This is a genomic window from Paenibacillus sp. A3, assembly GCF_001399685.1.
In the GTDB taxonomy this organism is placed as follows: domain Bacteria; phylum Bacillota; class Bacilli; order Paenibacillales; family NBRC-103111; genus Paenibacillus_G.
Window position 1 is genome coordinate 18,267 of sequence record NZ_JTHN01000097.1, and the last position, 23,819, is coordinate 42,085.

A 23,819-nucleotide genomic window follows, 5' to 3' on the forward strand; every position below is an offset into this window, starting at 1 on the left:
CGGTTTACTTAATGGCAACCGGCAGCTGTTTGATATTCCCCGGATCAGGTGTGACGAACAGCGTTTTTTGATGATCGTAAATCACGAATCCCGGCTTGGCGCCGCTAGGCTTGCGCACGTGCCGGATGAGCGTATAGTCGACCGGCACCTGACTCGATTCCTTGGCTTGGCTGAACCAGGCGGCAAGCTGGGCCGCTTCGTGCAAGGTAGCGTCGCCGTACTCGGCGCTGCGAATGACGACGTGAGAGCCCGGGATATCTTTCGTATGCAGCCACGTATCGCCGGGATGGGCGAGCCGGTTCGTTAAGTACTCGTTTTGCGTATTATTTTTGCCGACATAGATCGGGATGCCTTCGCTCGACGTGTAGCAGGCCAGAGCCGGCTTTTGATTCGGCTTTTTTTTGCGTCCTTTTTTGCCGCGGTCCCGCACGTAGCCTTGCTCCGTCAGTTCCTCGCGGATTTCCCCGATATCGGCCAATCCTGCGCTGGCCAACTGCTGCAGCAAATTGTCCAAATAACGGATTTCCTCGTGCGCCTCGGTCATTTGCTGCTGAACGGCGATCAGGCTGTTTTTGCTTTTCGTATATTTTTTAAAATACCGCTGGGCGTTCTCGGACGGCGTGAGCAGCGGATCGAGCTCAATCGTGACGGGGCGCTGCTCTTCATCGTAATAGTTCACGACTTCGATTTGCTTGTCGCCTTTGCGGATTTGGTGCAGCGAAGCGGTAAGCAGTTCGCCCAGGATGCGGAAGCGATCCGCGCCGCGGGCGTCCTCCATCGTCTCTTCCAGCTTTTCCAGCTTTTTGATGTTTTTGCTGCGTTCGTTGCTGAGCAGCCGGAACAGATCGGCTACGCGCTGCTTCACGGTATCCCGCTCGGCCTTGTCTCCGTAATACGCCTCGAGGCAGGCGCTGATCGAGGCGAAGCGCTGCGTCTCGCCCTGCACGTGGCTCAGCTCCGTAATGGAGAAGAACGTTTTGCCCGTCGACGCTTCTTCGACAATAACCGCTTCCGCCGCTCCGGCTTGCAGCTTTTCGGTGAGCTCCCGAAACGGAGCCCACAGCTTCGCGGGCATTTCGGACGGCAGAGGCAGGCCTCCTCCGTTGGCAGCGCGGTACACAAGCTCGCGGGCGACGAGCGGGCTGAACCCGCTAAAATGACCGACGAGCGCCTGCTCCCAGAAGCGCGGGGAAGCGGGCTCATCGGCCGCCTCGGTTGCTTCGGCAAGGAGAGAGGTGAAACGGTCCTCGCTCATTCCGAACGGAAGCAGCTTGTGCTGCTCGGGCGGCGCCGTGTAGACGCTGCCCGGCATGACGATGCGGTAGCTGCTGATCGCCGGCGTGACGTGATGAATGCCGTCGGTAATAATCCCGGTCGCCGGGTCCTTCAAAATAATATTGCTGTGGCGGCCCATAATCTCCACGACGATGGTTTTGAGACTGAGGTCCCCGAGCTCGTCGCGCTGCCGGATGTTCAGATGCAATATCCGCTCGAGGCCGGGCTGCTCGATCGCTTCGATGATGCCTCCCTCGCAATGCTTGCGCAGCAGCATGCAGAACATGGGCGCTTCCAGCGGATTCAGAAAGCTCCGCTCGGTAAGGTGCACCCGGGGGTAGGTGGGATTGGCGGACAGCAGCAGCTTCAGGTTGCGGCCGACCGCGCGGATTTGCAGGACGATATCGTTTTCCGATGGCATCTGCACTTTATTGATTCGGGCCCCAACGCAGCATTGCAGCTCTCGGGCCAGACTGTGAACGACGAGACCGTCGAAAGACATACAGGACAACTCCATTCTTCATGCGCAAAAGCGATTTTTGAGTGCTACCCTCTATCATGCCATATTTTAAGGCAAATTTTAAGTAATAAGACCCGGATGCCGTTTTCGGAATCGTTTTTGTGGCCTGAGCCGACGGGAAGAGGGACGGTTCGCGTCAATATTGGCGAGGCTACCGTTTCCTCTTCCGGAACCAATACAGCGCCGCCGCGATGACCGCGTTGCACAGCACAAGACCCGTCAGCGCGGGCGCGACGACCGCGAAGCCGGAATCGCCGCCGAAATAAATGCTCCAGACGATCTTCAGAACGGCGATCAGATTCAGAACGAGCAGGCCGTACAGCCAGGACCGTTTCCAGAACGCATACGCGAGAGCGGCCAGCGACCCGGGCACCAGCAGAGTCATCAACAATTTCGCCAAGTTCCATTCGCCTAGCAAGTAATCCTGCTCCATCTGCAAAAATTGACGCACGTTCGGGTCAACCGCGGCCGGTTTCGGAAACCAGAACATGCTGCTCAGCAGCAGAAGAAGCACGATAGCGATTCCTTTGAGGCTGCGTCTATAGGCGAAGAAACAGAACGGCAGAAGAAATAACGGACGAATGTACCAGCTCAACACGTTTTGATGCCTTTCATAAGCCCAGAAAAACCATTCCTCCAGCATTTGTATTTACCTCCCCGAACGATTCGTAGCGGTGATGCCGTTTTCCACGATCTTAAGCAGGCTGTCAATCGTCTTCATGGCCTGTTCCTCACTGCCGGACAAGGCTTGATCGGCGTAATGCTCCGCGACGTACACGCTTAGGAACGCAATCAAATCGGCAAGCACCGGCGCATCGACGTGGGGGGCGATCCGGCCCGACTCTTTTTGGCGCTCAATGAGCCGAATGAAAAATTCGTTGCTTTTGGCCGCGGCATCGCCGGTTATTTCCCGTTTCAGCCCGGGATCGCGAAGCTTGGCGAAATCTGCCGCGATCGAAGCAAGCTTCGGATGCGCCCGGTAGAAGCGAATGCCGGCGACAAACAGCTCTCGCACCGTTTGCAGCAGATCATTCCGTTCGAGATCGCGGAAGGCTGCGGCCGAGAAGTCCGCCTTTTGCCGGCCAATGACCTCCAGGACATGTTTGTAGAGGTCTTTTTTGTCTTCGAAATACTGGTAGAAGCTGCCTTTGGCAATGCCGGTTTTCGCGACGATACGCGAAATGCTGGCTTTGGAGTACCCGGATTCGAAAAACTCTTCCACGGCCGTTTCGAAGATCAGGCTTCGCTTGTCGACAGGCAAATTAAAGAATGTCGGATGCGGCATCAAACATAGCTCCTTTCGGATATGACTGTATGGTCATATGACTATATAGTCATATTATACATCGTTTCCGCATTTTTTCAATGATCTGTGCGTCGAACGGAGAGTGGCCCCGGCGTTCCTTTCCAGGTGCTAATTTCCAGCTTGTCTGAATACATTTAACGTAGACAACCTTTTGGGAGGGAAAAAGCAGATGAGTCAGAAGAAGTGGTATCAAATGTCGACGGAGGAAACCCTGCAGTCGTCCGGGACAGAGCCTTCAAAAGGGCTGACTATGGAGGAATCGGAAAAGCGTCTGGCCGCACACGGCAAAAACGAGCTGGCGGAAGGACAAGGCGTGTCTCCCGTGACGCTGTTTTTGAACCAATTCAAAGACTTCATGGTGCTCGTGCTCGCCGGAGCGACGCTGGTCTCGGGTCTGCTGGGCGAATATTTGGACGCGGTCGCGATCATTGCGATTATTATCATGAACGGCATTCTCGGCTTCGTGCAGGAATTCCGGGCGGAACGATCGCTGCGGGCGCTGAAGGAGCTGTCGGCGCCGAACGCCAAGGTCCTGCGGGAGGGCCGCGTGGAACTCATACCGGCAAGATGGCTTGTTCCCGGGGATATCGTCGTGCTGGAAAGCGGCGACCGGGTGCCGGCGGACGTCCGGTTCATTGAGACGAACGGCCTTTATGCGGAAGAGTCCGCGCTGACCGGGGAATCCGTGCCGGTCGCCAAACATACGGCGCCGCTGGAGGGAGAAGACATCCCTCTGGGGGACCAGCGCAATGTAGGTTTTATGGGGACGATGCTGACGAGAGGAACGGCCAAAGGAGTCGTGGTCCGTACCGGCATGGCGACGGAGATGGGCAAGATCGCCGACCTGATCCAAAACACCGATGCCACCGAGACGCCTTTGCAGCACCGGCTCGAGCAGCTTGGTAAAATATTGATCGTCGTCGCGCTGGCGCTGACGGTAATGGTCGTGGTTGCGGGCATCCTGCACGGACAGGAGCCGTACGGCATGTTCCTCGCCGGGGTGAGCCTGGCGGTCGCCGCGATTCCGGAGGGGCTGCCGGCGATCGTGACCATCGCTCTGGCGCTTGGGGTACAGCGGATGATTCAGCGCAAGGCGATCGTCCGCAAGCTGCCTTCCGTCGAGACGCTCGGCTGCGCTTCGGTCATCTGCTCGGACAAAACAGGCACGCTGACGCAAAATAAAATGGCCGTGACGCACTTGTGGACGGGCGGCGAGCTGCTTGAGGTGACGGGGAACGGCTACGACCCGCGCGGCGAAATTTTGAAGCAGGGGCAGCACGTCGATGTGCGGAAAAACCAGATGCTGCGCCGGCTGCTGCAGGTTTCCGTGCTCTGCAACAACGCGGAGCTGTGGGAGGAACGGGCAGAGTCCAAGAAAACGCAGCCGGACGACGAGCCGGAGGGCGTATGGAGCATCAAGGGCGATCCTACGGAGGGAGCGCTTGTCGTGCTGGGGGCCAAGGCCGGCGTCACGCAGCAATCGCTCGGAGGCTTGTACCGGCGCGTCTTGGAGTTCCCGTTCGATTCGGAGCGCAAGCGGATGTCGGTCATCGTCGAGCATCAGGGCGGCCGGATGGTTTGCACGAAGGGAGCGCCCGACGTTCTGGTGCAGCAGTGCGCCTACGTGCTGTGGGACGACAAAATCATCCCGTTCACTCCGACGCTCAAACAGAAGGTGATGGCCGCGAACGAAGGGATGGCCAAAAACGCGCTCCGTGTACTCGGCCTGGCTTACCGCGATTTGAAACCGACGGAACGGAGCGAGGAAGAGACGGCGGTGGAAAGCCAGCTTGTTTTCGTCGGTCTGACCGGGATGATCGACCCGCCGCGCAAAGAAGCGCGGGAAGCGATCTTCAAATGCCGCAAGGCCGGCATCAAAACGGTCATGATCACCGGCGATCATCAGACGACGGCGGAAGCCATCGCCAGGCAGATCGGCATTCTGCCGCAGGATGGCCTTGCTCTGAACGGCCAGCAGCTTAGCGCGATGAGCGACGATGACCTGGATAAGCGGATCGGCGAAGTGTACGTCTACGCGCGCGTGTCGCCGGAGCATAAACTGCGCATCGTCAAATCGCTGCAGCGCCAAGGCCACGTCGTGGCGATGACCGGCGACGGCGTGAACGACGCGCCGGCGATCAAGGCGGCGGATATCGGCATCGCCATGGGGATCAGCGGGACGGACGTATCGAAGGAAGCGTCTGCGCTCGTGCTCAGCGACGATAATTTTGCAACGATCGTCTCGGCCATCGAGGAAGGACGCGGGATTTACGAAAATATCCGCAAGTTCATCCGCTACTTGCTCGCTTCGAATGTCGGCGAAATTTTGACGATGTTCCTCGCCATGCTGGCCGGGCTGCCGCTGCCGCTGGTGCCGATTCAGATTTTGTGGGTCAATCTCGTGACGGACGGCCTGCCGGCCATGGCGCTCGGCGTGGATCAGGCGGAGAAAGATCTGATGCAGCAGAAGCCCCGCCTGGCCAAAGAAAATATTTTCGCTCGCCGGCTCGGGTGGAAAATTATCAGCCGCGGCATTCTGATCGGACTATGCACCCTGGCGGCGTTCTACATTACGCTCAAGCTGGGCGGGGACGGTTCGGGCGCGCTTATCAAGGCGCAGACGGTCGCTTTCGTCACGCTGGTTATGGCGCAGCTCATCCACGTGTTCGACTGCCGCAGCTCGCGCTCGATTTTTCACCGGAACCCGCTGCAGAACAAGTGGCTTGTGATGGCGGTCGTCTCTTCGCTGCTGCTGATGCTGCCGGTGCTTTATGTCGAGCAGTTCCAGCCGATTTTCAAGACGGTGCCGCTCGGTGTTGCGGATTGGGTGCTTGTGCTCGTATTTGCGAGTATTCCGACATTCCTGATGGGCATCGGAAGCCTGATGAGCAAGCCGCGGAAACGCAAGCCTGCGTCTTACGGAGGCGGCGGGGCGAAGGCGATGAAGCCGGTCGTACGTTAAAAGGGATGGGAGCCGGACCCCTGCGAAAGCAGAGGGTTCGGCTATTTGCATTTTCGCCCGAATTCGGATAAAATTTTGCGGAACCGCTATGCATAGCTGCGAATTTGCGATATAGTAGGGTGTAAAACGCTGAAATGGGAGCCAAAACGATGAATTTCACGAAAATGCAAGGGTTAGGCAACGATTTTATCGTCTTGCACGGCCACAAGGAGCTGCCTGTGGATGCATCCGAGCAAGCGATCCGGTTGTGCGACCGCCATTTCGGCATCGGCGCGGACGGTCTTGTCTACCTGCTTCCTTCGGCAAAAGCCGATTATATGATGCGAATCATCAATTCCGACGGCTCGGAGGCGGAGCAATGCGGCAACGCCATCCGCTGTGCGGCCAAATATATTTACGATCACGAGCTTGTTCCCCGGGACAAGACGGAACTGACGATTGAAACGATCGGAGCCGGGGCGCAGGCGGTACAGTTGACGGTCAAGGAAGGGCGCGTCGCTGCGGTACGCGTCGATATGGGCGCACCGGTATTGAACGGGCTCGAAGTTCCTACGACGATCGACGAGCCTCAGGTCATCGGGTATCCGGTCACCGTCGACGGACGCGAATTCCGGTTTACCGCCGTGTCGATGGGCAACCCTCACTGTGTCATTTTTGTCGAGGATGCCGTTGGAACGGATCTGCACGCTTGGGGCCCCAAGCTCGAAACACACGCGCTGTTTCCGCGTAAAATTAATGTAGAATTTGCGACGGTCCAAAGACGCGATTACGCCGATATGCGGGTGTGGGAACGCGGCGCGGGCCCGACGCTCGCCTGCGGAACGGGCGCCTGCGCCACGCTGGTGGCCGGGGTGCTTACCGGACAAATGGACCGGGAAGCGGTCATTTCCTTAAAAGGCGGCGAGCTTCGGATCGAATGGAGCGAATTGAACAATCGTGTCTATATGACAGGACCGGCGGAAATCGTGTTTAAAGGAACGCTGTAAGGTCCATCATGGAGAGAAGGGAGATGCCGTTAGTGAAACCGGATTTGCGAGAAGCTCTCAGACGTCAGGTGCTGGTAGGGGACGGGGCCATGGGTACGTACCTGTATCAGATGGGTTTTCCTGTCGGCATTTCTTATGAAGAATTAAATTTGTTGGAGCCCGATGTCATCGTGGACGTGCATCGGCGCTATTATGAAGCCGGAGCGCGTTTAATCGAGACCAATACGTTCTCGGCGAACCGCGAAAAGCTGTCCAAATACGGGCTGGAGCAGGAGATGGAGGCGATCAACCGCGCCGGCGTCGAGCTGGCCAGAAAAGCGGTTGGAGACGACGCCTATGTTGTCGGCGCTATCGGCTCGATCCGGGCAGGCAAACGCAAAAATGTCCGCACCGCCAAGGTCAAGGAAGATTTTCGCGACCAAATCGAGGTGCTTGTCGATACGTCGGTGGATGGGCTGCTGCTCGAGTCGTTCTACGATCTGGAGGAAATGCTGATCGCGCTGAAGCTGATCCGCAAGGTCAGCGAGCTCCCGGTCATTTGCCAGTTTGCCACCGAAGGCACGGGCTCGACGCATGACGGCATCCTGCTGACGGAAGCGTTCCGGAAACTGACGGCGGCCGGGGCCGACGTAGTCGGCTTCAACTGCCGGAGCGGTCCGAACGGGCTGATGCGTTCGCTCCAGCGGGTCGCCGGCATGGAGGGGGCACCGCCGTTCTCGGTGTTCCCGAACGCAGGGATCGCCGACTATGTGGACGGACGGTATACTTATGCGGCCACTCCGCAATATTTCGGGGAAACCGCCCGGAAATTCGTCGACTTGGGAGCACGCATCGTCGGCGGCTGCTGCGGCACGACGCCGGAGCATATCGCCGCTATGGCGCAGTCGCTTCAGAACTATGCGCCCGATCCGGATGCTTTGCGCTTGCTGCAGGAAGTTGGCGAGGGAAGCGAGACAGGCCGCATTGTGACGCGTCTGCAGCCTGTACCATCGCCTTCCGCTCCGGAGCCGAATCTCGCCGAGCTCGCGAAGGAGCGCTATACTGTAATCGTGGAGCTTGACCCACCACGGGATCTGGACATCGAGAAGTTCATGCAGGGGGCGCAGGCGCTCAAAAATGCCGGGGTCGACGCGCTGACGATGGCCGACAATTCGCTCGCCGTCACACGGATGAGCAATTTGGCGCTTGGCAGTCTGGTGAAAGAGAGAATCGGCATGAAGCCGCTCATTCACATCGCCTGCCGGGACCGCAACATGATCGGCACCCAATCGCATATGATGGGGCTTCATGCGCTCGGTATCGACCATGTGCTGGCCGTGACGGGCGATCCGGCCAAGTTCGGCGATTTGCCGGGTTCGAGTTCCGTATACGATCTGACATCGTTCGAGATCATCCGGATGATCAAGCAGCTGAACGAGGGAATCGCTTTTTCGGGCAAGTCGCTCAAGAAGAAAGCGAATTTCGTCGTCGGCGCCGCCTTCAATCCCAACGTCAAGCACTTGGATAAAGCGGTGCAGCGGCTTGAGCGCAAAATCGAGTCCGGCGCCGATTATATCATGACCCAGCCGGTCTATAATGCGGAGCTGATCGAGAAGGTGTACGAGGCGACAAAGCATCTGGACGTTCCGATCTTCATCGGAATTATGCCGCTCGCCAGCGGGGGCAACGCCGAATACCTGCATAACGAGGTTCCGGGCATTCAGCTATCGGACGAAGTCCGGCAGCGGATGAGCGGACTCAAGGGCGAGGAAGGACGGGCCATGGGCGTGCAGATCGCCAAGGAACTTCTCGATGCGGCGATGCGTTATTTTAAAGGAATTTACCTGATGACGCCGTTCCTTGCCTACGAGATGACCGTACAGCTGACGGAGTACGTTTGGGAGAAAGCGCATCGGCTTGATTCCCACTTGTACCCACTATCAAAATGAATTAGAATAGGATAATGGATGTGAAGGCCATGGTCATCAGTATGACCGGCTTCGGACAAGCCGCACGTACGACGGACGGCTTCCGGATCCAGATTGACCTGAAATCGGTCAATCACCGTTACTGCGAGATCGTGGTACGGATGCCCCGGGAATTTGCCCGTTACGAGAACGCGGTTAAGGCCGCCGTTCAGCAGCATGTAAGGCGCGGGCGTGTCGATGCGTTCGTTACGGTTGAACGCGACCGCGACGTACCGCAAGCCGTCGAGATCGATTGGAGCTTGGCGATGGGCTATGTCCAGGCGGCCGAACAGCTGCGTGAGCGGTTATCCCTCAAGGACGAGCTGAGCCTGCGCGATTTGCTTGCCATTCCCGGCCTGGTTGCGATCGGGCAACATCAGGAGATGGCCGAGGAGCGGATGGAAGCGGAGCTCGTTGCCTGCGCAGTAGAAGCGGCCAGGGAGCTTTCGGACATGCGCGAGAAGGAAGGCGCCTTTCTTCAGAGCGATCTGATGCAGCGTATCGGGACGATGGAGCATTATTGCAGCACAGCCTCGGGGATCGCGCCTCAAGTGGTCCAAGACTATGCCGGCAAGCTCCGCGCCCGGATCGAAGAGCTTTTGCAGCAAGCGCCTCCTGACGAGCAGCGGCTTGCCATGGAGATCGCCGTCTTCGCCGACCGTGCCAGTATCGCCGAAGAGCTGACCCGTCTGCAAAGCCACTGCAAGCAGTTCCGGGAACTGTTGAAATCTTCCGAACCGGTGGGCCGAAAACTCGATTTTCTCGTTCAGGAAATGAACCGGGAAGCGAATACGATCGGTTCCAAAGCGAATCACGCCCAGCTGGCCTCCGTGGTGGTCGACATGAAAGCGGAGCTCGAAAAAATGCGGGAGCAGATTCAAAATATCGAGTAACTACTCATAAGTAATATCTAATTTTTTTGCAAGTGTTTTTGTCTTTCGACCGGAGGCGGAGGGCAGAGTATGTTCCGGAGAGTTCACGTGCTGCCTTTGATATCGGGTTCTTACCGCAAGGTAACAATAATTGAGAACCCGATATCAAGAGCAGCCGGAGGAACATGCTTCTGACCCGTAGACGGTGAAGAAAGACAACCCCTAACTTGCAAAAAAATTCTCAGGGGGAACCTATAACATGGCGATCAAACTAATCAACATCGGTTTCGGGAATATCGTATCTGCGAATCGAATCATTTCCATTGTCAGCCCGGAATCGGCACCGATCAAACGGATCATCCAAGAAGCGCGCGACCGCCATATGCTGATCGATGCGACTTACGGTCGCCGCACCCGCGCCGTCATTATCACGGACAGCGATCATGTCATTTTGTCCGCGGTACAGCCGGAAACGGTAGCGCATCGACTTTCCAATAAGGACGATGATCATGACGAGTAGTGTAGGATATACCCCTGCGGATAAAGGAATCTTAATCGTGCTTTCCGGTCCTTCCGGCGTCGGCAAGGGTACCGTCTGTAAAGCGCTGCGGAGCTGCACGCCGGATATCGTGTATTCGGTTTCCGCGACAACGCGGGCTCCGCGGCAGGGCGAAGTGGATGGGGTCAATTATTTTTTTAAGACCAGAGAACAATTCCAGCAAATGATCGCGCAGGACCAAATGCTGGAGTGGGCGGAATACGTAGGCAATTATTACGGAACGCCGCGCAAGTTTGTAGAAGACACGCTGAACGCAGGCAAGGACATTATTTTGGAGATCGAAGTGCAGGGTGCGCTGAAGGTGAAGCAGAAGTTCCCGGAAGGGGTATTCATTTTTCTGCTGCCTCCGTCGCTGCCGGAGCTTGAAAGCCGCATCGTCGGACGCGGTACGGAATCCGAGGAAACGATTCGCAGCCGCATGTCGGTGGCGGTCGACGAGATCGCGATGATGGAGCAATACGATTACGCTATCGTCAACGATCAAGTAGACCTCGCCTGTTCCCGCATCCGCAGCATCTTGACGGCGGAGCACTGCCGCAAAGACCGGATGGTTTCCAAAATTCAACATTGGATGGCTGAGGTGAAAAAATAACATGTTGTATCCTTCTATCGACAAACTTTTGGACAAGGTAGACAGCAAGTATTCGCTCGTGGTAGCGGCCGCCAAACGGGCGCGCATGCTGCGAGACGGTTCCAAAACCGAAGTAAAGCAAAAGAAGTCGCATAAATATGTAGGTCTGGCTCTGGAAGAAATCTATGAAGACCATATTTCCTACGAGAAATTGCAAAACAAAGAGTCCTTAAAGTAAACAACAACCCTCGCGGTTGTTATTTTTTTCGCAAGGATACGATTCATTGCCCGTAAGGGAAAGGAGCGAAGCCCCATGTTGAACGGAAAAACGGTCTTGCTCGGGGTCAGCGGCGGCATTGCCGCTTACAAAGCGGCGGCGGTGTGCAGCAAGCTCGCGCAGGCGGGAGCCGACGTGCGGGTGATCATGACAGAATCGGCAACCAAATTTGTGGCGCCGTTAACGTTCCAAACGTTGTCGAGACACGATGTCATCGTCGACACGTTCGACGAAAAGGACGCTTCCGTCGTATCGCATATCGATCTGGCCGACCGGGCGGACGTCGTCGTGATCGCCCCGGCCACCGCCAACGTCATCGGTAAAATCGCGCTGGGCCTCGCCGACGATATGCTCAGCACGACGCTATTGGCCACCACGGCGCCGATTCTCGTAGCTCCCGCCATGAACGTACATATGTATGCGCACCCGGCGGTGCAGGCCAACATGCAGAAGCTCGCGGAGCGCGGCGTCCGGTTCATCGAGCCAGGCACGGGTCAGTTGGCTTGCGGCTACGTAGGCAAGGGCCGCTTGGCGGAGCCGGAAGAGATCGTGGCGGCGGTTGAGCAGTTTTTTCAGGAGAAGCGGCTGCTTGAAGGGAAGCATGTTCTGGTTACGGCCGGCGCGACGGTGGAACGGATCGACCCCGTCCGGTACTTGACCAACGACTCCTCGGGCAAAATGGGGTATGCGATCGCCGAGGAAGCCCAGCGGATGGGGGCGAACGTGACGCTCGTCACGGGCAAAGCTTCGATTGCCGCGCCCGCCGGCGTGACCGTGGTCAAAGTCGAATCCACGCTGGAGATGATGGAAGCGGTCCTTTCCCGACTGCCCGAGCAGGATGTGATTATCAAGGCGGCGGCCGTGGCCGATTACCGGCCCGCGGAGCAGGCTGAGCACAAAATCAAAAAGAGCGGAGACGAAATGACGATGCGGCTGGTGAAAAATCCGGATATCGCGCAAGCGGTCGGCGAACGGAAGAAGCCGTCGCAGCTTCTCGTAGGTTTTGCTGCCGAAACGCAGCATTTGGAGACGTTTGCGCAGGAAAAGCTGAAGAAGAAGCGCTGCGATCTGCTGGTAGCCAACGACGTGACGATGGAAGGCGCTGGCTTCGGCACGGATACGAACGTCGTGCGGATTTATGATTCCGGGGGGCTGGTTGAAGCGCTGCCTCTGATGTCGAAAGGACAAGTCGCGGCCAGATTGCTCGCGCTCGTTGCGGATCGTCTCGGAAAGGGGAGATGACCGACGAATGTACGCCAAAGTCATTGTGGATGTCCCGGCCCGGCCTACGAACCGGGCATTTGACTATATTGTGCCGGAAACGATGCGGGACTACATTGCCGTGGGGAGCCGTGTAGGCGTTCCCTTCGGCCCAAGGACCGTACAAGGGTTTGTCGTGGAGCTTCATGACGGAACGGACCTTGACCCGGAGAAGCTGAAGCCGATCCGCCAGACGCTGGACGTTACTCCTCCGCTAACTCCCGAGCTGGTAAAGCTGGGTCGCTGGATCAGCCGCACGTATCTTTGCCACGAAATTATTGCGCTGCAAGCAATGATCCCCGGCGCGCTGAAGGCCAAGTACGAACGGCACGTTAAGGCGGTCGACGAACCGGAGATCAAAGAAAAGCAGCCGGAGCTGCTGCCTCTGCTTCTCCCCGAGCAGGAAGAAATCCTCGCTTATGTCCGCAAGCACGAATCGGTCGAGCTGGAATCGCTGCTGCAAACCTTTTCGGAAAAAGGCGCACTGATCAAGCAGCTGCTGGAAGACGGACGGCTGACGGAAATTCAAATGGTCAAAGACCGGATGTCTACGAAAAAAGCGCTTTATGTGTTTCCTCCGAGCGATCCAGATCAGCTGGAAGCGTGGCAAGCCGAGCTGCCGGCGCGCGCGGCCAAGCAAAAGCAGGTGCTCGCTTTTCTGCAGGAGCATCCTGAGCCAATCAAGCTGACAGAGCTGCTGACGAAGCTTCAAATCACCGCCGCAGCGGTCAAAGGGCTCGTCGAACGAGGCTGGCTTCGGCTGGAGGAAACCGAAGTGCAGCGCGATCCCTACGCGTCGCGCACGTTCAAGCCGACCTCGCCGCTCCCGCTGACGCCCGAACAGCAATCGGTGTTCGATCGGATCAGAGAAGCGGCGCAAGGACGGACGCGTCGCGTCTTTTTGCTGCACGGCGTGACCGGCAGCGGTAAGACGGAGGTCTATCTCCAGTCGATCCAATCCTGCTTGGATCAAGGCCGCGAAGCGATCGTCCTTGTCCCGGAAATTTCGCTTACGCCCCAAATGGTGGAGCGGTTCAAAGGAAGGTTCGGCAACCGGGTCGCCGTGCTGCACAGCCGTCTATCCAACGGCGAACGCTATGACGAATGGCGCAAAATCGTGCGCCGGGAAGTCAGTGTCGTGATCGGCGCGCGCTCGGCGATTTTCGCACCATTTACGAATATCGGACTCATTATTATCGATGAAGAACACGAATCGACCTATAAGCAAGAAGAAAGCCCGAAATATCATGCCCGCGATGTGGCGATCGCCCGAGCGGGCGAGCATGGGGCCTCGGTCGTGCTGGGCTCCGCTACGCCATCGCTGGAAAGCATGTACCGTACCTCTGTCGAAGCCGCCGCTTTGGCAACCCTGGATCGTCCGGCATTCGAATTGCTCTCCATGCCTTCGCGCGTCGAGGGAAGGCCGCTGCCGCGGGTGAACATCGTCGATATGCGCGAGGAACTGAAAAACGGCAACCGGTCGATGTTCAGCCGCGCCTTGTATAAAGCGATCGAAGATCGGTTACACAAGAAGGAACAGGTCGTCCTGCTGCTGAACCGGCGCGGGTACGCCACGTTCGTTATGTGCCGCACCTGCGGCTATGTGGCGGATTGTCCGCATTGCGATATCTCGCTGACGTACCATCAAAGCTCCAAGGCGATCCGCTGTCATTACTGCGGCTACGCGGAGCGCGAATTGGCTGTCTGTCCGGACTGCGGCAGCGAGCATATCCGCCACTTCGGCACGGGAACGCAGCGGGTCGAGGAGGAGCTTGGTAAACTGTTTCCCGGCATTCGCGTCATTCGCATGGACGTCGACACGACAACGGAAAAGGGTTCGCATGAAAAATGGCTCACAATGTTCCGCAACCGTCAGGCCGACGTGCTGCTCGGCACGCAGATGGTAGCCAAGGGGCTTGATTTTCCTTACGTGACGCTCGTCGGCGCGCTCGCTGCCGATTCCGTTCTGAACCTGCCCGATTTCCGCGCGGCCGAACGGTCGTTCCAGCTGCTGACGCAGGTGGCGGGACGCGCCGGACGGCACGAGCTGCCCGGCGAGGTGTTCGTGCAAACGTACACGCCGGAGCATTATAGCATTATGAGCGCGAGCAAGCACGATTATATGGGCTTTATGCGCAAGGAGATGCTGATGCGCAAGCTGCACAATTATCCGCCGTTTCACCGGTTGGTTTTGATTACGCTGTCGCACGAGCAGGTGCAGCTGCTGCTTCGCGCGGGTGAAATGCTCGCTTCCCGTTTGAAAGAGCTGGCACAGACGATGCAAGCGGACGGAACCGAGCTGGAGGTACTGGGGCCCGTCGCTTCACCGATTTCAAGGATCAAAGATAGATATCGTTTTCAATGCATGATAAAATATCGGGGAGAGACGGACATTTCCGCCTTGGTTCAGAAAGCGGCCGCCGTGCTTGACGATACCGTGAAGCAGCACAAGCTGACGGTGGCGATCGATGTCGATCCCCAAGTGTTAATGTAACGGAGCTGTCAACCGGTCCATGCGGCCGGAATATACATAACGTATCAGCCGGCTGCAGAAAAGCCGGTTCATTCTCTTGAAACGAAAAGGATGGTGCTTATACATGGCAATCAAAATCATCGTGAAGGACCCGGACCCGGTGCTGCGTGAAAAATGCAAGCCCGTTCCTAAAATTACGCCGAACATTCATAAGCTGCTGAATGACATGGCGGATACGATGTACGATGCGGAGGGCGTAGGATTGGCCGCGCCGCAGATCGGCATTCTCAAACGGGTGATCGTCATGGACGTCGGCGACGAGCACGGCTTGATCGAGCTGATCAATCCGGAGATTATCGAACGGGACGGGGAGCAGTTCGGACCGGAGGGCTGTTTAAGCATTCCCGGATTTACGGGCGATGTGAAGCGGGCAGCCCGTGTGAAGGTCAAGGGCCTTAACCGCGACGGCGAGGAGATCGTCATCGAAGGGACCGAGCTGCTGGCCCGCTGCATTCAGCATGAGGTGGATCATTTAAACGGGGTGCTGTATACGGACTTGGCGGAAAAAATGTATCGCAGCGAGCAACAGGATCGTGATGACGCATGAGAGTAATTTTTATGGGCACGCCGGATTTCGCCGTGCCGTCTTTGCAGACGCTGCTGAACGATAAAAATCTGGAAGTCGTCGCTGTCGTCACGCAGCCGGACCGTCCGGTCGGGCGCAAACGCGTACTGACGCCGACCCCCGTCAAGGTCGAGGCGGAGAAGCGCGGCTTGCCCGTGCTTCAGCCGGAACGGCTGCGCCGCCCGGAGTCCGTCGAGGCGATCAGCGCCCTGCAGCCGGATCTGATTGTGACAGCGGCCTTCGGACAAATTTTGCCGAAATCGGTACTGGAGCTGCCGAAGCTGGGCTGTATTAATATTCACGCGTCGCTGCTCCCCAAATACCGCGGCGGAGCGCCGATTCACTACGCCGTGATGAACGGCGACGCCGTCACCGGCGTCACGATCATGTACATGGCGGAAGGCTTGGATACCGGCGACATGATCAGCAAGATCGAGGTGCCGATTGAGGACAGCGATACGACCGGCACGATGTTCGACAAGCTGAGCTTGGCCGGAGCGAAGCTGCTGGAGGAGACGCTGCCGGATTTGCTGGCGGGCCGCGTGCAGGCGGTGCCGCAGAACGATGCGGAGGCGGTCTATTCGCCGAACATTGCCCGCGAGCAGGAACTGATCGATTGGACAAAGCCGGCGGAGCAGCTGTGGAATCTGGTGCGGGGGCTCCATCCCCGGCCGGGAGCCTATACGCTGTGGAACGGCGAAGTATTGAAAATATGGATGTGCGCCAAGCCCGCCGAGTCGGATCAAGTACCTGACGGCGTACAGCCGGGCACTGTGCTGGAAGCGGGAGAACGGGGAATCGCCGTGGCTGCCGGACAAGGCATTCTGCGGATCACCGAGCTGCAGCCGGCCGGCAAGAAGGCTATGGACGCCGCCGCGTTCGCGCGAAGCGGACAGCTGGCGGCGGGCACCGTGCTTGGGACATCGGGCGATTGAGCTGTGAACTGCTATGAGCTATAGAAGAAAAGCGGAGGAATTATGAGCGAAACGAATCAACCGTCCTCCGGACGGACCAAGCAGGGGGGAGCCGCAGGAGGCAAACGTACCGGCGGTGCGGCTTCGGGTGGAGCCCGGGGGAGCCGTCAGGGGAAGGCTCCCCGGGCAAGCAAAGGCCCGGCTCAAGGCTCGGCCAGGGAAGCGGCCCTTGACGTGCTGGTGCGGATCGAGCAGGACCGTTCGTACAGCAATTTGCTGCTCAACCAGACGCTGCAAAAGTACAAGCTGGACAAGCCGGACGCCGGACTCGCGACGGAAATCGTATACGGAACGGTGCAGCGGCTGAGCACGATCGACTTTTTCCTGGAGCGGTTCGTCAGCAAAGGGCTGGCGAAGCTGCAGCCGTGGGTTCGCAATTTGCTGCGGCTGAGCTTTTACCAGTTGCATTATTTGGACCGGATTCCGGACCACGCGATCGTCAACGAAGCGGTCAATATCGCGAAGCGGCGGGGCCACCAAGGCATCTCCGGCATGGTCAACGGCGTGCTGCGCAGCGTGCTCCGCGGCAAAAGCGAGCTCGTCCTGCCCGCCGGGCTGCCGGCCGAGCGGCGCATCGCGCTTGCGCAGTCACACCCGGAGTGGCTGGTGCGGCGCTGGATCCGCGAATTCGGCGAGCAGACGGCCGAGCGGCTTTGCGAAGCGAACAACACGCCGCCGCGCGTAAGTCTGCGCGCGAATGCACTGAAGTTCGGCCCGGGCGAGCTGGCCGAGCGGCTGCGGCAAGGAGGGCTCGAAGCGGAGCCCTCCGCGGTTGCGCCCGCCGGCGTGATCGTGCGCGGCGGCGGCAACATGGCCCTCTCGCCGGACTATGCGGCGGGCCTGTATTCGGTCCAGGACGAGAGCTCCATGCTCGTCGCAGAATGGGTGGACCCGCAGCCGGGCGAGCGGGTGCTGGACTGCTGCGCTGCGCCCGGCGGCAAGACGACGCACCTTGCGGAGAAGATGGGCGACCGCGGCGAAATCGTCGCTTGTGACGTGCACGAGCATAAGCGGAAGCTCATCGAGGAGCAGGCGGAGCGCCTCGCGCTGCGGTCGATTCGGACGCTGACGGCGGACGCGCGCCGGCTGGCGGAGCATTTTGCCCCGGAAAGCTTTGACCGCATCCTGCTCGACGCCCCCTGCTCGGGGCTTGGTGTTATCCGCCGGAAGCCGGACATGAAGTGGGGCAAAAGCGAAGCGGAGCTGACGGAGATCTGCGATATCCAGCGGGAGCTGCTGGAGGCGGTGCATCCGCTGCTGAAGCCGGGCGGCGTCCTGGTGTACAGCACGTGCACGGTGGAGAAGGCCGAGAACGAAGACATGATCCGCGAATTTTTGGCGAGTCATCCTTCGTTTGCGCCGGACCTGCCCGAAGTGCCGGAGACGCTCCGAGATCGGCTGGACGAGGAGCTTGCTGCGGTGCGGATCATGCCGTACGATTACGGTTCGGACGGCTTTTTCATCGCCCGGCTGCGCAAGCGAGCATAGAACCGCAAAATGTGGTAAAATAAAATGTGGCCTTTTTGGAGGAGCGTCCTCCGAAAGGGCTTCACTATAGACTAAACAGGTTGTGATGCATACAATGAACGAAATAGAAAGCAGATGGCAGCCGAAAAACGAAAAGCCGTACATCTACGATTTTACCCTGGAGGATTGGCAGCAATGGGTCAAGGATAACGGAGAGGCGGGCTTTCGTGCCGGTCAAATTTTCGATTGGCTGTATGTGAAAAGAGTTTCAAGCTTCGATGAGATGACGAATCTTCCGAAAACGCTCCGGGACCGGCTTAAGGAGCAGTTTGACTTCGTCACGCTCACGGAAGTGGCGCATTACCGTTCGAAGGACGGGACTGTGAAGTTTTTGTTTGAGCTTAGCGACGAGAACGCTATCGAAACGGTTATCATGAAGCACAGCTACGGCAACAGCATCTGCGTAACGACGCAGGTCGGCTGCCGGGTCGGCTGTACGTTCTGCGCCTCGACGCTGGGCGGATTGAAGCGGAATTTGACGTCCGGCGAGATCATCGCCCAGGTGGTCAAGGCGCAGCAACTCTTGGACGAAACGCAGGAGCGGGTCAGCAGCATCGTCATCATGGGAATCGGCGAGCCGTTCGAAAATTACGACGCGGTGATGAAGTTTCTCAAGGTGATGATCCATCCGAAGGGGCTGAATATCGGCCAGCGGCACATTACGGTGTCGACGAGCGGCATCGTTCCGAACATCTACCGGTTTGCCGACGAGGATACGCAGATCAATCTGGCGATTTCGATCCATGCGCCGAACGATGAGCTGCGTTCCAAGCTGATGCCGGTCAACCGCCGGTATCCGTTTGCCGAGCTGATCGAAGCCTGTCAATATTACGTCGCAAAAACCGGACGGCGTATTACGTTCGAATACGCGCTGATGGGCGGCGTGAACGATCAGGCCGAGCATGCGGAAGAGCTGGCGAAAGTATTAAAAGCATTTCCGATGGCGCACGTGAACTTGATTCCGGTCAATTTCGTTTCCGAGCGCAACTATGTGCGTACGCCCCGGAATGATATCTTCACGTTCCAACGCATTCTGGAACGCAACAAAATCAACGCCACCATACGCCGGGAGCAGGGCAGCGATATCGCGGCCGCCTGCGGGCAGCTGCGGGCGAAGCATATGGAGTCGGGTGCGAGGTGAAGCAAGCGATGCTGAGATTGGCTTATCAATCCGATATCGGCCGGGTGCGGGCGGTCAATGAGGACCGCGCAGCCGTTCAAGAAGACTTGAACGGCTGGACCCTCGCCATTGTCGCAGACGGCATGGGAGGCCATCAGGCCGGAGATATCGCAAGTCAAATGGCGGTGGAGCTTATCCCGCTGCAGGTGAAGTCCTTGGATCCGAACCGCTCGTCCGAGGAGCGGCAGCATAAATTGAAAGAAGCGATCGAAGCCGCCAACGATAACATTTTCGAATTTGCATCCGGACGCGAAAATTACCACGGAATGGGAACGACCGTCGTTGCCGTGCTGGCGAACGACGAGCGGGCTGTCGTGGCGCATATCGGCGACAGCCGCGTATACCGGATTCACGACGGGCAGATCGAGCAGTTAACGGAAGATCACTCGCTTGTGAACGAGCTGGTCAAAAGCGGCCAGATCACCCGGGAGGAAGCGAGCCACCATCCGCGGCGCAACGTTCTGACACGGGCGCTCGGCACCGAGCCGACGATCGAGGTGGACGTGCAGGAAATCGGTTGGGGCCCCGGAGACTTGCTGCTGCTGTGCAGCGACGGACTAAGCAGCCTTGTTGAGCCGGGCCAAATGCTCCAAACCGTGGAGGAGACGGACGGCTTGGAGCGTAAGGTGGACCGGCTTGTGCAGGCTGCGCTGGATGCCGGGGGCGACGACAACGTAACGGTGTTGCTGATCGAGAACGGGCCGGGTTCGGCGGTACATGACGACGGAGAAGCGGGGTGAGGAAGGAATGATCGGTAAGCAGCTTGGAGGACGCTACGAGATTTTGGGACGCGTCGGCGGCGGCGGAATGGCCATCGTATACAAAGGACTCGATATTTTATTGCATCGGCATGTCGCCGTGAAGGTACTGCGTCAGCAGTATGTGCACGACGAAGAATTCATTCAGCGTTTTCGCCGCGAAGCGCAAGCCGCAGCCTCCTTGTCGCATCCGAACGTAGTCAGCATATACGACGTCGGCCAAGAGGAAGACATCCATTACATCGTGATGGAGTATATCGAGGGGACGAACTTGAACGAGCAGATTAAGGAAAAGGCTCCGCTGCAGGTGGAGGAAGCCGTTCATATTGCGAGCCAGATTTGCGACGCCCTCGATCACGCGCATCATAATCAAATCATTCATCGCGATATTAAGCCTCACAACATTTTGATCGGCAAAAACGGCCGCATCAAAGTGACCGACTTCGGGATCGCCCGCGCCGTCACTTCTTCCACGATTACGCAGACCGGCTCCGTCGTCGGCTCGGTTCATTATTTTTCGCCCGAGCATGCCAAAGGAACGCCGACCGGCGAGCAATCGGACTTGTACTCTCTCGGGATTGTCATGTACCAGATGCTGACTGGCCGACTGCCGTTTCTCGGCGAAAGTCCGATCAGCGTAGCCTTGAAGCATTTGCAGGAGGATGTCGAGGAGCCCCGCAAGGTGAATCCGCTCATCCCGCAAAGCGTGGAAAACATCATTCTGCGCGCGATGCGCAAAAGCACGTCGGAGCGGTACCGTTCGGCCAAAGACATGCTGAGCGACCTCGGGTCGTGCCTGCTGCCGCACCGCCGCAACGAGCCGAAAGTCAACTTTCTGGACGACGATGATCTGGATGAGGAAAAGACGCGGGTCATGCCTGCGCTGCGGCCGGGACAATACGCCGTTGTGGAGGATGACGACGATGCACCCCGCGCGAAGGAACCGGCGCCGCCCGAGAAGAAAAAAAAGGGCTGGGTCAAGCCGCTGGTCTGGTTCGTGGTACTTATGTCGCTCGTGGGTGGCATGTGGTATGCGGTCCAGTACGTGCAGCAGAAATTGGCAGTGCAGCGGGTCGATATCCCGAATGTGGTGGATAAGCCGCTTGCCGAAGCCAAGAAAATATTAGAGGACAGCAAGCTCAGAGTGGAAGAGACTTATCAGAAGGATGAGGTCAAGCCGAAAGATATCGTCATTCGGCAGAGCCAGTCGAATATGCAGGTTAATGTGGGCACGACGATCAAGCTGGTTGTCAGCGAAGGGCCCGAAAGTAAAAAAATGCCCGACGTAACCAAGCTGAAGCTGGCAGATGCCAAAACGAAGCTGACCTCTCTCGGCTTTAAGTCGGAAAATATCAAGATCGATCAAAGGTTTCTGGAAGCCGAGCCGGAAACGGTGACGTCTCAAAAGCCTGCGGTGAATGAGGAGTACACGTTGCCGGGCGATGTTAAGGTCGAACTGATCGTTAGCAAAGGTCGAGAAACGTTCAAAATGCCGAACCTGATCGGCAAAACGGAAAACGAAGCCAAAGCGATCCTTAGCGAAAAAAAACTGAAGCTTTCCAAGGACGGCATCTCCCGCCAACTGAGCTATAAGCAAAGGAAGGGGCGTGTAACTGAACAATTTCCGTTCTTACCGGATGACGACGTAACGCCGGGTACGGAAATTACGCTGACCGTCAGTTCGGGCCTACCGCCGGAAGCGGGACAGATGACCGTGCCGGTGAAGATTAAACCGGCCAAGGAAGGACAGGCGGGCACGGCTAAGGTGATTCTGAGCGATGCGTCCGCCGAGAACTCGGAATATCAGACGCTCACGAACGTGACCAAAGTGGAAACGCTTGAGGTACAGCTGGTCGTTGCGCCCGATAAAGATGCGACCATTCAAATCCGTGGGGAAGGCGTTCAGAACGATACGATAACGAAGACCTATAAGGACTACTTGGATCAAAAAAACGGTAAGACTTCCGGGTCTGACGCCGGTACGCAGCAGAATACAGGCACCGGGACGAACGGTGGCGGCAAGACCGAACCGCCGGCAACTCCGGCTTCCGGCACGGGGGCCGAGAGCGGCAAGCCGACGCAACAGGGAAGCGGCGGAACGACGCCGCCGCCGACCGGGCAGAACGGAGGCGCAGCGACGTCTCCGGCCGGGAATACGACGGGCACAGGAGGCAAGAATCCATAATGCCAACCGGGTTAATCGTGAAGGCGCTAAGCGGATACTATTACGTACTTGCTGACGACGCGCAGACGACCGAATCGGTGCAATGCCGGGCGCGGGGCATTTTCAAGAAGCGGGGCATTTCGCCGCTCGTCGGCGACCGCGTGGTGTACGGGCTGACGGAGAACGGGGAAGGAACGGTCGACGAGATTCTTCCCCGCTCCTCCGAGCTGATCCGGCCGCCGGTGGCAAATATCGATTTGGCCGTACTGGTGTTCTCGGTAACCGAGCCGGCGCTTAATTTGCCGCTGCTGGACAAGTTTCTAGTCCATACGGAAAGCGCTGGACTCGATACGCTGATCTGTTTGACCAAGCATGATCTTCTGTCCGAAGGAACTTCGTCTGACGGGGTTTCCGAGCAATTGGCGCCGGTGATCCGGCTCTACGAGTCGATTGGCTACCCCATGCTTGTGACAAGCGCCAAGGAAGGCATCGGCGTGAGCGAAGTCTACGATCGGCTTGCGGGCCGCATCGGGGTGTTTGCGGGGCAGTCCGGCGTCGGGAAGTCGTCGCTGCTTAACGCCATGGTGCCGGGGCTGTCGCTCGAAACGAACGAAATCAGCATGAAGCTCGGCCGGGGCAAGCATACGACGCGCCACGTCGAGCTGATCCGGCTGCAGAACGGCGGAGTTATCGCCGATACGCCGGGCTTTAGCCAGCTCGATTTTTTGCAGGTGGATGCGGAGGGGCTCAGCGGGGCTTTTCGGGAATTCGCGCCTTATGCCGCAGCCTGCCGCTTCCGCGGATGTCTGCATCTGCACGAACCGGGCTGCAAGGTTCAGGAGGCCAAAGAAGCGGGCCATATCGCCGCATCGAGGTACGACCATTACATTCAATTTTTGAACGAGATTAAAGACAAAAAAAGGAGGTACTGAGATGCTGCGTATCGCTCCTTCGATCTTATCCGCGAACTTCTCCAAGCTGGGCGAAGAAATTGCCGACGTCGAGCGCGGCGGGGCCGACTGGATTCACGTCGACGTGATGGACGGACATTTCGTGCCGAATATTACAATCGGACCGCTGGTGGTGGAGGCGATTCGTCCGATAACGAAATTACCGCTCGACGTGCATCTGATGATCGAGCAGCCGGACCGCTACATCGCCTCGTTCGTTCAGGCGGGCGCAGACCTCATTTCGGTTCACGCCGAGGCATGTGTCCATCTGCACCGGACACTTCATTATATTAAGGAGCAGGGCGTCAAAGCGGGCGTCGTGCTGAATCCGGCCACTTCGCTCCATGCTTTGGAGTATGTGCTTGAGGAAGGTCTGCTCGACTACGTGCTGCTGATGACGGTCAACCCCGGCTTCGGCGGGCAAAAGTTTATCTCCGCCATGCTGCCCAAAATCGCCGGACTGCGCCGCATGCTGGACGAGCGCGGGCTTCAGCACGTGGACATCGAGGTTGACGGAGGCGTCAATACCGAGACGGCCAAGCTTGTTGCCGAAGCGGGCGCTAATGTGCTCGTTGCCGGGAATGCGGTGTTCAACCGGCCGGACCGCGCCGAGGCGATCCGCACGATCCGGGAA

20 protein-coding genes are annotated in these 23,819 nt (G+C 58.1%); 17 read left to right on the forward strand and 3 right to left on the reverse strand.

Annotation, left to right across the window (positions count from 1 at the left end; genetic code table 11):
* Positions 1–4: 4 nt before the first annotated feature.
* The 3 genes from QJ48_RS15425 to QJ48_RS15435 all read right to left on the reverse strand — a co-directional run bounded on the left by QJ48_RS15425 (position 5) and on the right by QJ48_RS15435 (position 3,080).
* The gene (locus tag QJ48_RS15425) at positions 5–1,777 is read right to left on the reverse strand and encodes an NFACT family protein (RefSeq protein WP_054974459.1); all 1,773 of its coding nucleotides are present in this window, start codon (positions 1,775–1,777) and stop codon (positions 5–7) included.
* Positions 1,778–1,946: 169 nt separating this feature from the next.
* Positions 1,947–2,438, reverse strand: a complete 492-nt coding sequence (locus QJ48_RS15430) for a hypothetical protein (RefSeq protein WP_054974460.1) — start codon at positions 2,436–2,438, stop codon at positions 1,947–1,949.
* A gap of 6 nt (positions 2,439–2,444) precedes the next feature.
* Complete coding sequence (locus tag QJ48_RS15435; RefSeq protein ID WP_054974461.1) at positions 2,445–3,080, reverse strand: TetR/AcrR family transcriptional regulator; 636 nt, start codon at positions 3,078–3,080, stop codon at positions 2,445–2,447.
* A 190-nt stretch (positions 3,081–3,270) separates the two neighbouring features.
* Here QJ48_RS15435 and QJ48_RS15440 point away from each other — a divergent pair, with 190 nt between their 5' ends.
* The 17 genes from QJ48_RS15440 to rpe form a co-directional block, all read left to right on the forward strand.
* A complete protein-coding gene (locus QJ48_RS15440) occupies positions 3,271–6,063 on the forward strand; it encodes a calcium-translocating P-type ATPase, SERCA-type (protein ID WP_054974462.1) in 2,793 nt (930 codons plus the stop codon).
* A gap of 149 nt (positions 6,064–6,212) precedes the next feature.
* Positions 6,213–7,049 carry a diaminopimelate epimerase gene (dapF, locus tag QJ48_RS15445; RefSeq protein WP_054974475.1) on the forward strand — a complete coding sequence of 279 codons (837 nt, stop codon included), beginning with the start codon at positions 6,213–6,215 and terminating at the stop codon, positions 7,047–7,049.
* 32 nt (positions 7,050–7,081) lie between these two features.
* Positions 7,082–8,977, forward strand: coding sequence for a bifunctional homocysteine S-methyltransferase/methylenetetrahydrofolate reductase (locus tag QJ48_RS15450; RefSeq protein ID WP_054974476.1), 1,896 nt, complete (start codon positions 7,082–7,084; stop codon positions 8,975–8,977).
* A gap of 14 nt (positions 8,978–8,991) precedes the next feature.
* A complete protein-coding gene (locus QJ48_RS15455; protein ID WP_237762925.1) occupies positions 8,992–9,888 on the forward strand; it encodes a YicC/YloC family endoribonuclease in 897 nt (298 codons plus the stop codon).
* A 238-nt stretch (positions 9,889–10,126) separates the two neighbouring features.
* Entirely contained in the window at positions 10,127–10,387 is a 261-nt protein-coding gene (remA, locus tag QJ48_RS15460) for an extracellular matrix/biofilm regulator RemA (RefSeq protein ID WP_009672664.1), read from the forward strand.
* Positions 10,377–11,018: a guanylate kinase gene (gene gmk, locus QJ48_RS15465; RefSeq protein ID WP_054974464.1), complete on the forward strand. Its 642-nt coding sequence runs from the start codon at positions 10,377–10,379 to the stop codon at positions 11,016–11,018. The genes remA and gmk overlap by 11 nt, the downstream gene beginning before the upstream one ends.
* Before the next feature lies 1 nt (position 11,019).
* On the forward strand, positions 11,020–11,235 hold the full coding sequence (gene rpoZ / locus QJ48_RS15470; protein WP_054974465.1) for a DNA-directed RNA polymerase subunit omega: 216 nt from the start codon (positions 11,020–11,022) through the stop codon (positions 11,233–11,235).
* Between the two features lie 75 nt (positions 11,236–11,310).
* Positions 11,311–12,516 (forward strand): bifunctional phosphopantothenoylcysteine decarboxylase/phosphopantothenate--cysteine ligase CoaBC, encoded by a 1,206-nt coding sequence (coaBC, locus tag QJ48_RS15475; RefSeq protein WP_054974466.1) that lies wholly within the window; start codon positions 11,311–11,313, stop codon positions 12,514–12,516.
* 7 nt (positions 12,517–12,523) lie between these two features.
* Positions 12,524–15,028 (forward strand): primosomal protein N', encoded by a 2,505-nt coding sequence (gene priA, locus QJ48_RS15480; protein WP_054974467.1) that lies wholly within the window; start codon positions 12,524–12,526, stop codon positions 15,026–15,028.
* A 103-nt stretch (positions 15,029–15,131) separates the two neighbouring features.
* Complete coding sequence (gene def, locus QJ48_RS15485) at positions 15,132–15,614, forward strand: peptide deformylase (RefSeq protein ID WP_054974468.1); 483 nt, start codon at positions 15,132–15,134, stop codon at positions 15,612–15,614.
* Positions 15,611–16,567: a methionyl-tRNA formyltransferase gene (fmt, locus tag QJ48_RS15490; protein ID WP_054974469.1), complete on the forward strand. Its 957-nt coding sequence runs from the start codon at positions 15,611–15,613 to the stop codon at positions 16,565–16,567. The genes def and fmt overlap by 4 nt, the downstream gene beginning before the upstream one ends.
* 42 nt (positions 16,568–16,609) lie before the next feature.
* The gene (rsmB, locus tag QJ48_RS15495; RefSeq protein WP_054974470.1) at positions 16,610–18,094 is read left to right on the forward strand and encodes a 16S rRNA (cytosine(967)-C(5))-methyltransferase RsmB; all 1,485 of its coding nucleotides are present in this window, start codon (positions 16,610–16,612) and stop codon (positions 18,092–18,094) included.
* 94 nt (positions 18,095–18,188) lie between these two features.
* A complete protein-coding gene (rlmN, locus tag QJ48_RS15500; protein WP_157261642.1) occupies positions 18,189–19,274 on the forward strand; it encodes a 23S rRNA (adenine(2503)-C(2))-methyltransferase RlmN in 1,086 nt (361 codons plus the stop codon).
* An 8-nt stretch (positions 19,275–19,282) separates the two neighbouring features.
* Positions 19,283–20,053: a Stp1/IreP family PP2C-type Ser/Thr phosphatase gene (locus QJ48_RS15505; protein WP_054974478.1), complete on the forward strand. Its 771-nt coding sequence runs from the start codon at positions 19,283–19,285 to the stop codon at positions 20,051–20,053.
* Positions 20,054–20,060: 7 nt separating this feature from the next.
* Positions 20,061–22,256: a Stk1 family PASTA domain-containing Ser/Thr kinase gene (gene pknB / locus QJ48_RS15510; RefSeq protein ID WP_082420519.1), complete on the forward strand. Its 2,196-nt coding sequence runs from the start codon at positions 20,061–20,063 to the stop codon at positions 22,254–22,256.
* Positions 22,256–23,167 (forward strand): ribosome small subunit-dependent GTPase A, encoded by a 912-nt coding sequence (gene rsgA, locus QJ48_RS15515; protein WP_054974472.1) that lies wholly within the window; start codon positions 22,256–22,258, stop codon positions 23,165–23,167. Before pknB ends, rsgA begins: the two co-directional genes overlap by 1 nt.
* Before the next feature lies 1 nt (position 23,168).
* Positions 23,169–23,819 (forward strand): ribulose-phosphate 3-epimerase (gene rpe / locus QJ48_RS15520; protein WP_054974473.1); only part of this gene is annotated, 651 nt, incomplete at its 3' end.

Bases quoted from the DNA above. Each gene is read 5' to 3' on its own strand.
- QJ48_RS15425 (WP_054974459.1), bottom strand. From the start codon at position 1,777: ATGTCTTTCGACGGTCTCGTCGTTCACAGTCTGGCCCGAGAGCTGCAA.
- QJ48_RS15430 (WP_054974460.1), bottom strand. From the start codon at position 2,438: ATGCTGGAGGAATGGTTTTTCTGGGCTTATGAAAGGCATCAAAACGTG.
- QJ48_RS15435 (WP_054974461.1), bottom strand. From the start codon at position 3,080: ATGCCGCATCCGACATTCTTTAATTTGCCTGTCGACAAGCGAAGCCTG.
- QJ48_RS15440 (WP_054974462.1), top strand. From the start codon at position 3,271: ATGAGTCAGAAGAAGTGGTATCAAATGTCGACGGAGGAAACCCTGCAG.
- dapF (WP_054974475.1), top strand. From the start codon at position 6,213: ATGAATTTCACGAAAATGCAAGGGTTAGGCAACGATTTTATCGTCTTG.
- QJ48_RS15455 (WP_237762925.1), top strand. From the start codon at position 8,992: ATGGATGTGAAGGCCATGGTCATCAGTATGACCGGCTTCGGACAAGCC.
- remA (WP_009672664.1), top strand. From the start codon at position 10,127: ATGGCGATCAAACTAATCAACATCGGTTTCGGGAATATCGTATCTGCG.
- gmk (WP_054974464.1), top strand. From the start codon at position 10,377: ATGACGAGTAGTGTAGGATATACCCCTGCGGATAAAGGAATCTTAATC.
- rpoZ (WP_054974465.1), top strand. From the start codon at position 11,020: ATGTTGTATCCTTCTATCGACAAACTTTTGGACAAGGTAGACAGCAAG.
- coaBC (WP_054974466.1), top strand. From the start codon at position 11,311: ATGTTGAACGGAAAAACGGTCTTGCTCGGGGTCAGCGGCGGCATTGCC.
- priA (WP_054974467.1), top strand. From the start codon at position 12,524: ATGTACGCCAAAGTCATTGTGGATGTCCCGGCCCGGCCTACGAACCGG.
- def (WP_054974468.1), top strand. From the start codon at position 15,132: ATGGCAATCAAAATCATCGTGAAGGACCCGGACCCGGTGCTGCGTGAA.
- fmt (WP_054974469.1), top strand. From the start codon at position 15,611: ATGAGAGTAATTTTTATGGGCACGCCGGATTTCGCCGTGCCGTCTTTG.
- rsmB (WP_054974470.1), top strand. From the start codon at position 16,610: ATGAGCGAAACGAATCAACCGTCCTCCGGACGGACCAAGCAGGGGGGA.
- rlmN (WP_157261642.1), top strand. From the start codon at position 18,189: ATGAACGAAATAGAAAGCAGATGGCAGCCGAAAAACGAAAAGCCGTAC.
- QJ48_RS15505 (WP_054974478.1), top strand. From the start codon at position 19,283: ATGCTGAGATTGGCTTATCAATCCGATATCGGCCGGGTGCGGGCGGTC.
- pknB (WP_082420519.1), top strand. From the start codon at position 20,061: ATGATCGGTAAGCAGCTTGGAGGACGCTACGAGATTTTGGGACGCGTC.
- rsgA (WP_054974472.1), top strand. From the start codon at position 22,256: ATGCCAACCGGGTTAATCGTGAAGGCGCTAAGCGGATACTATTACGTA.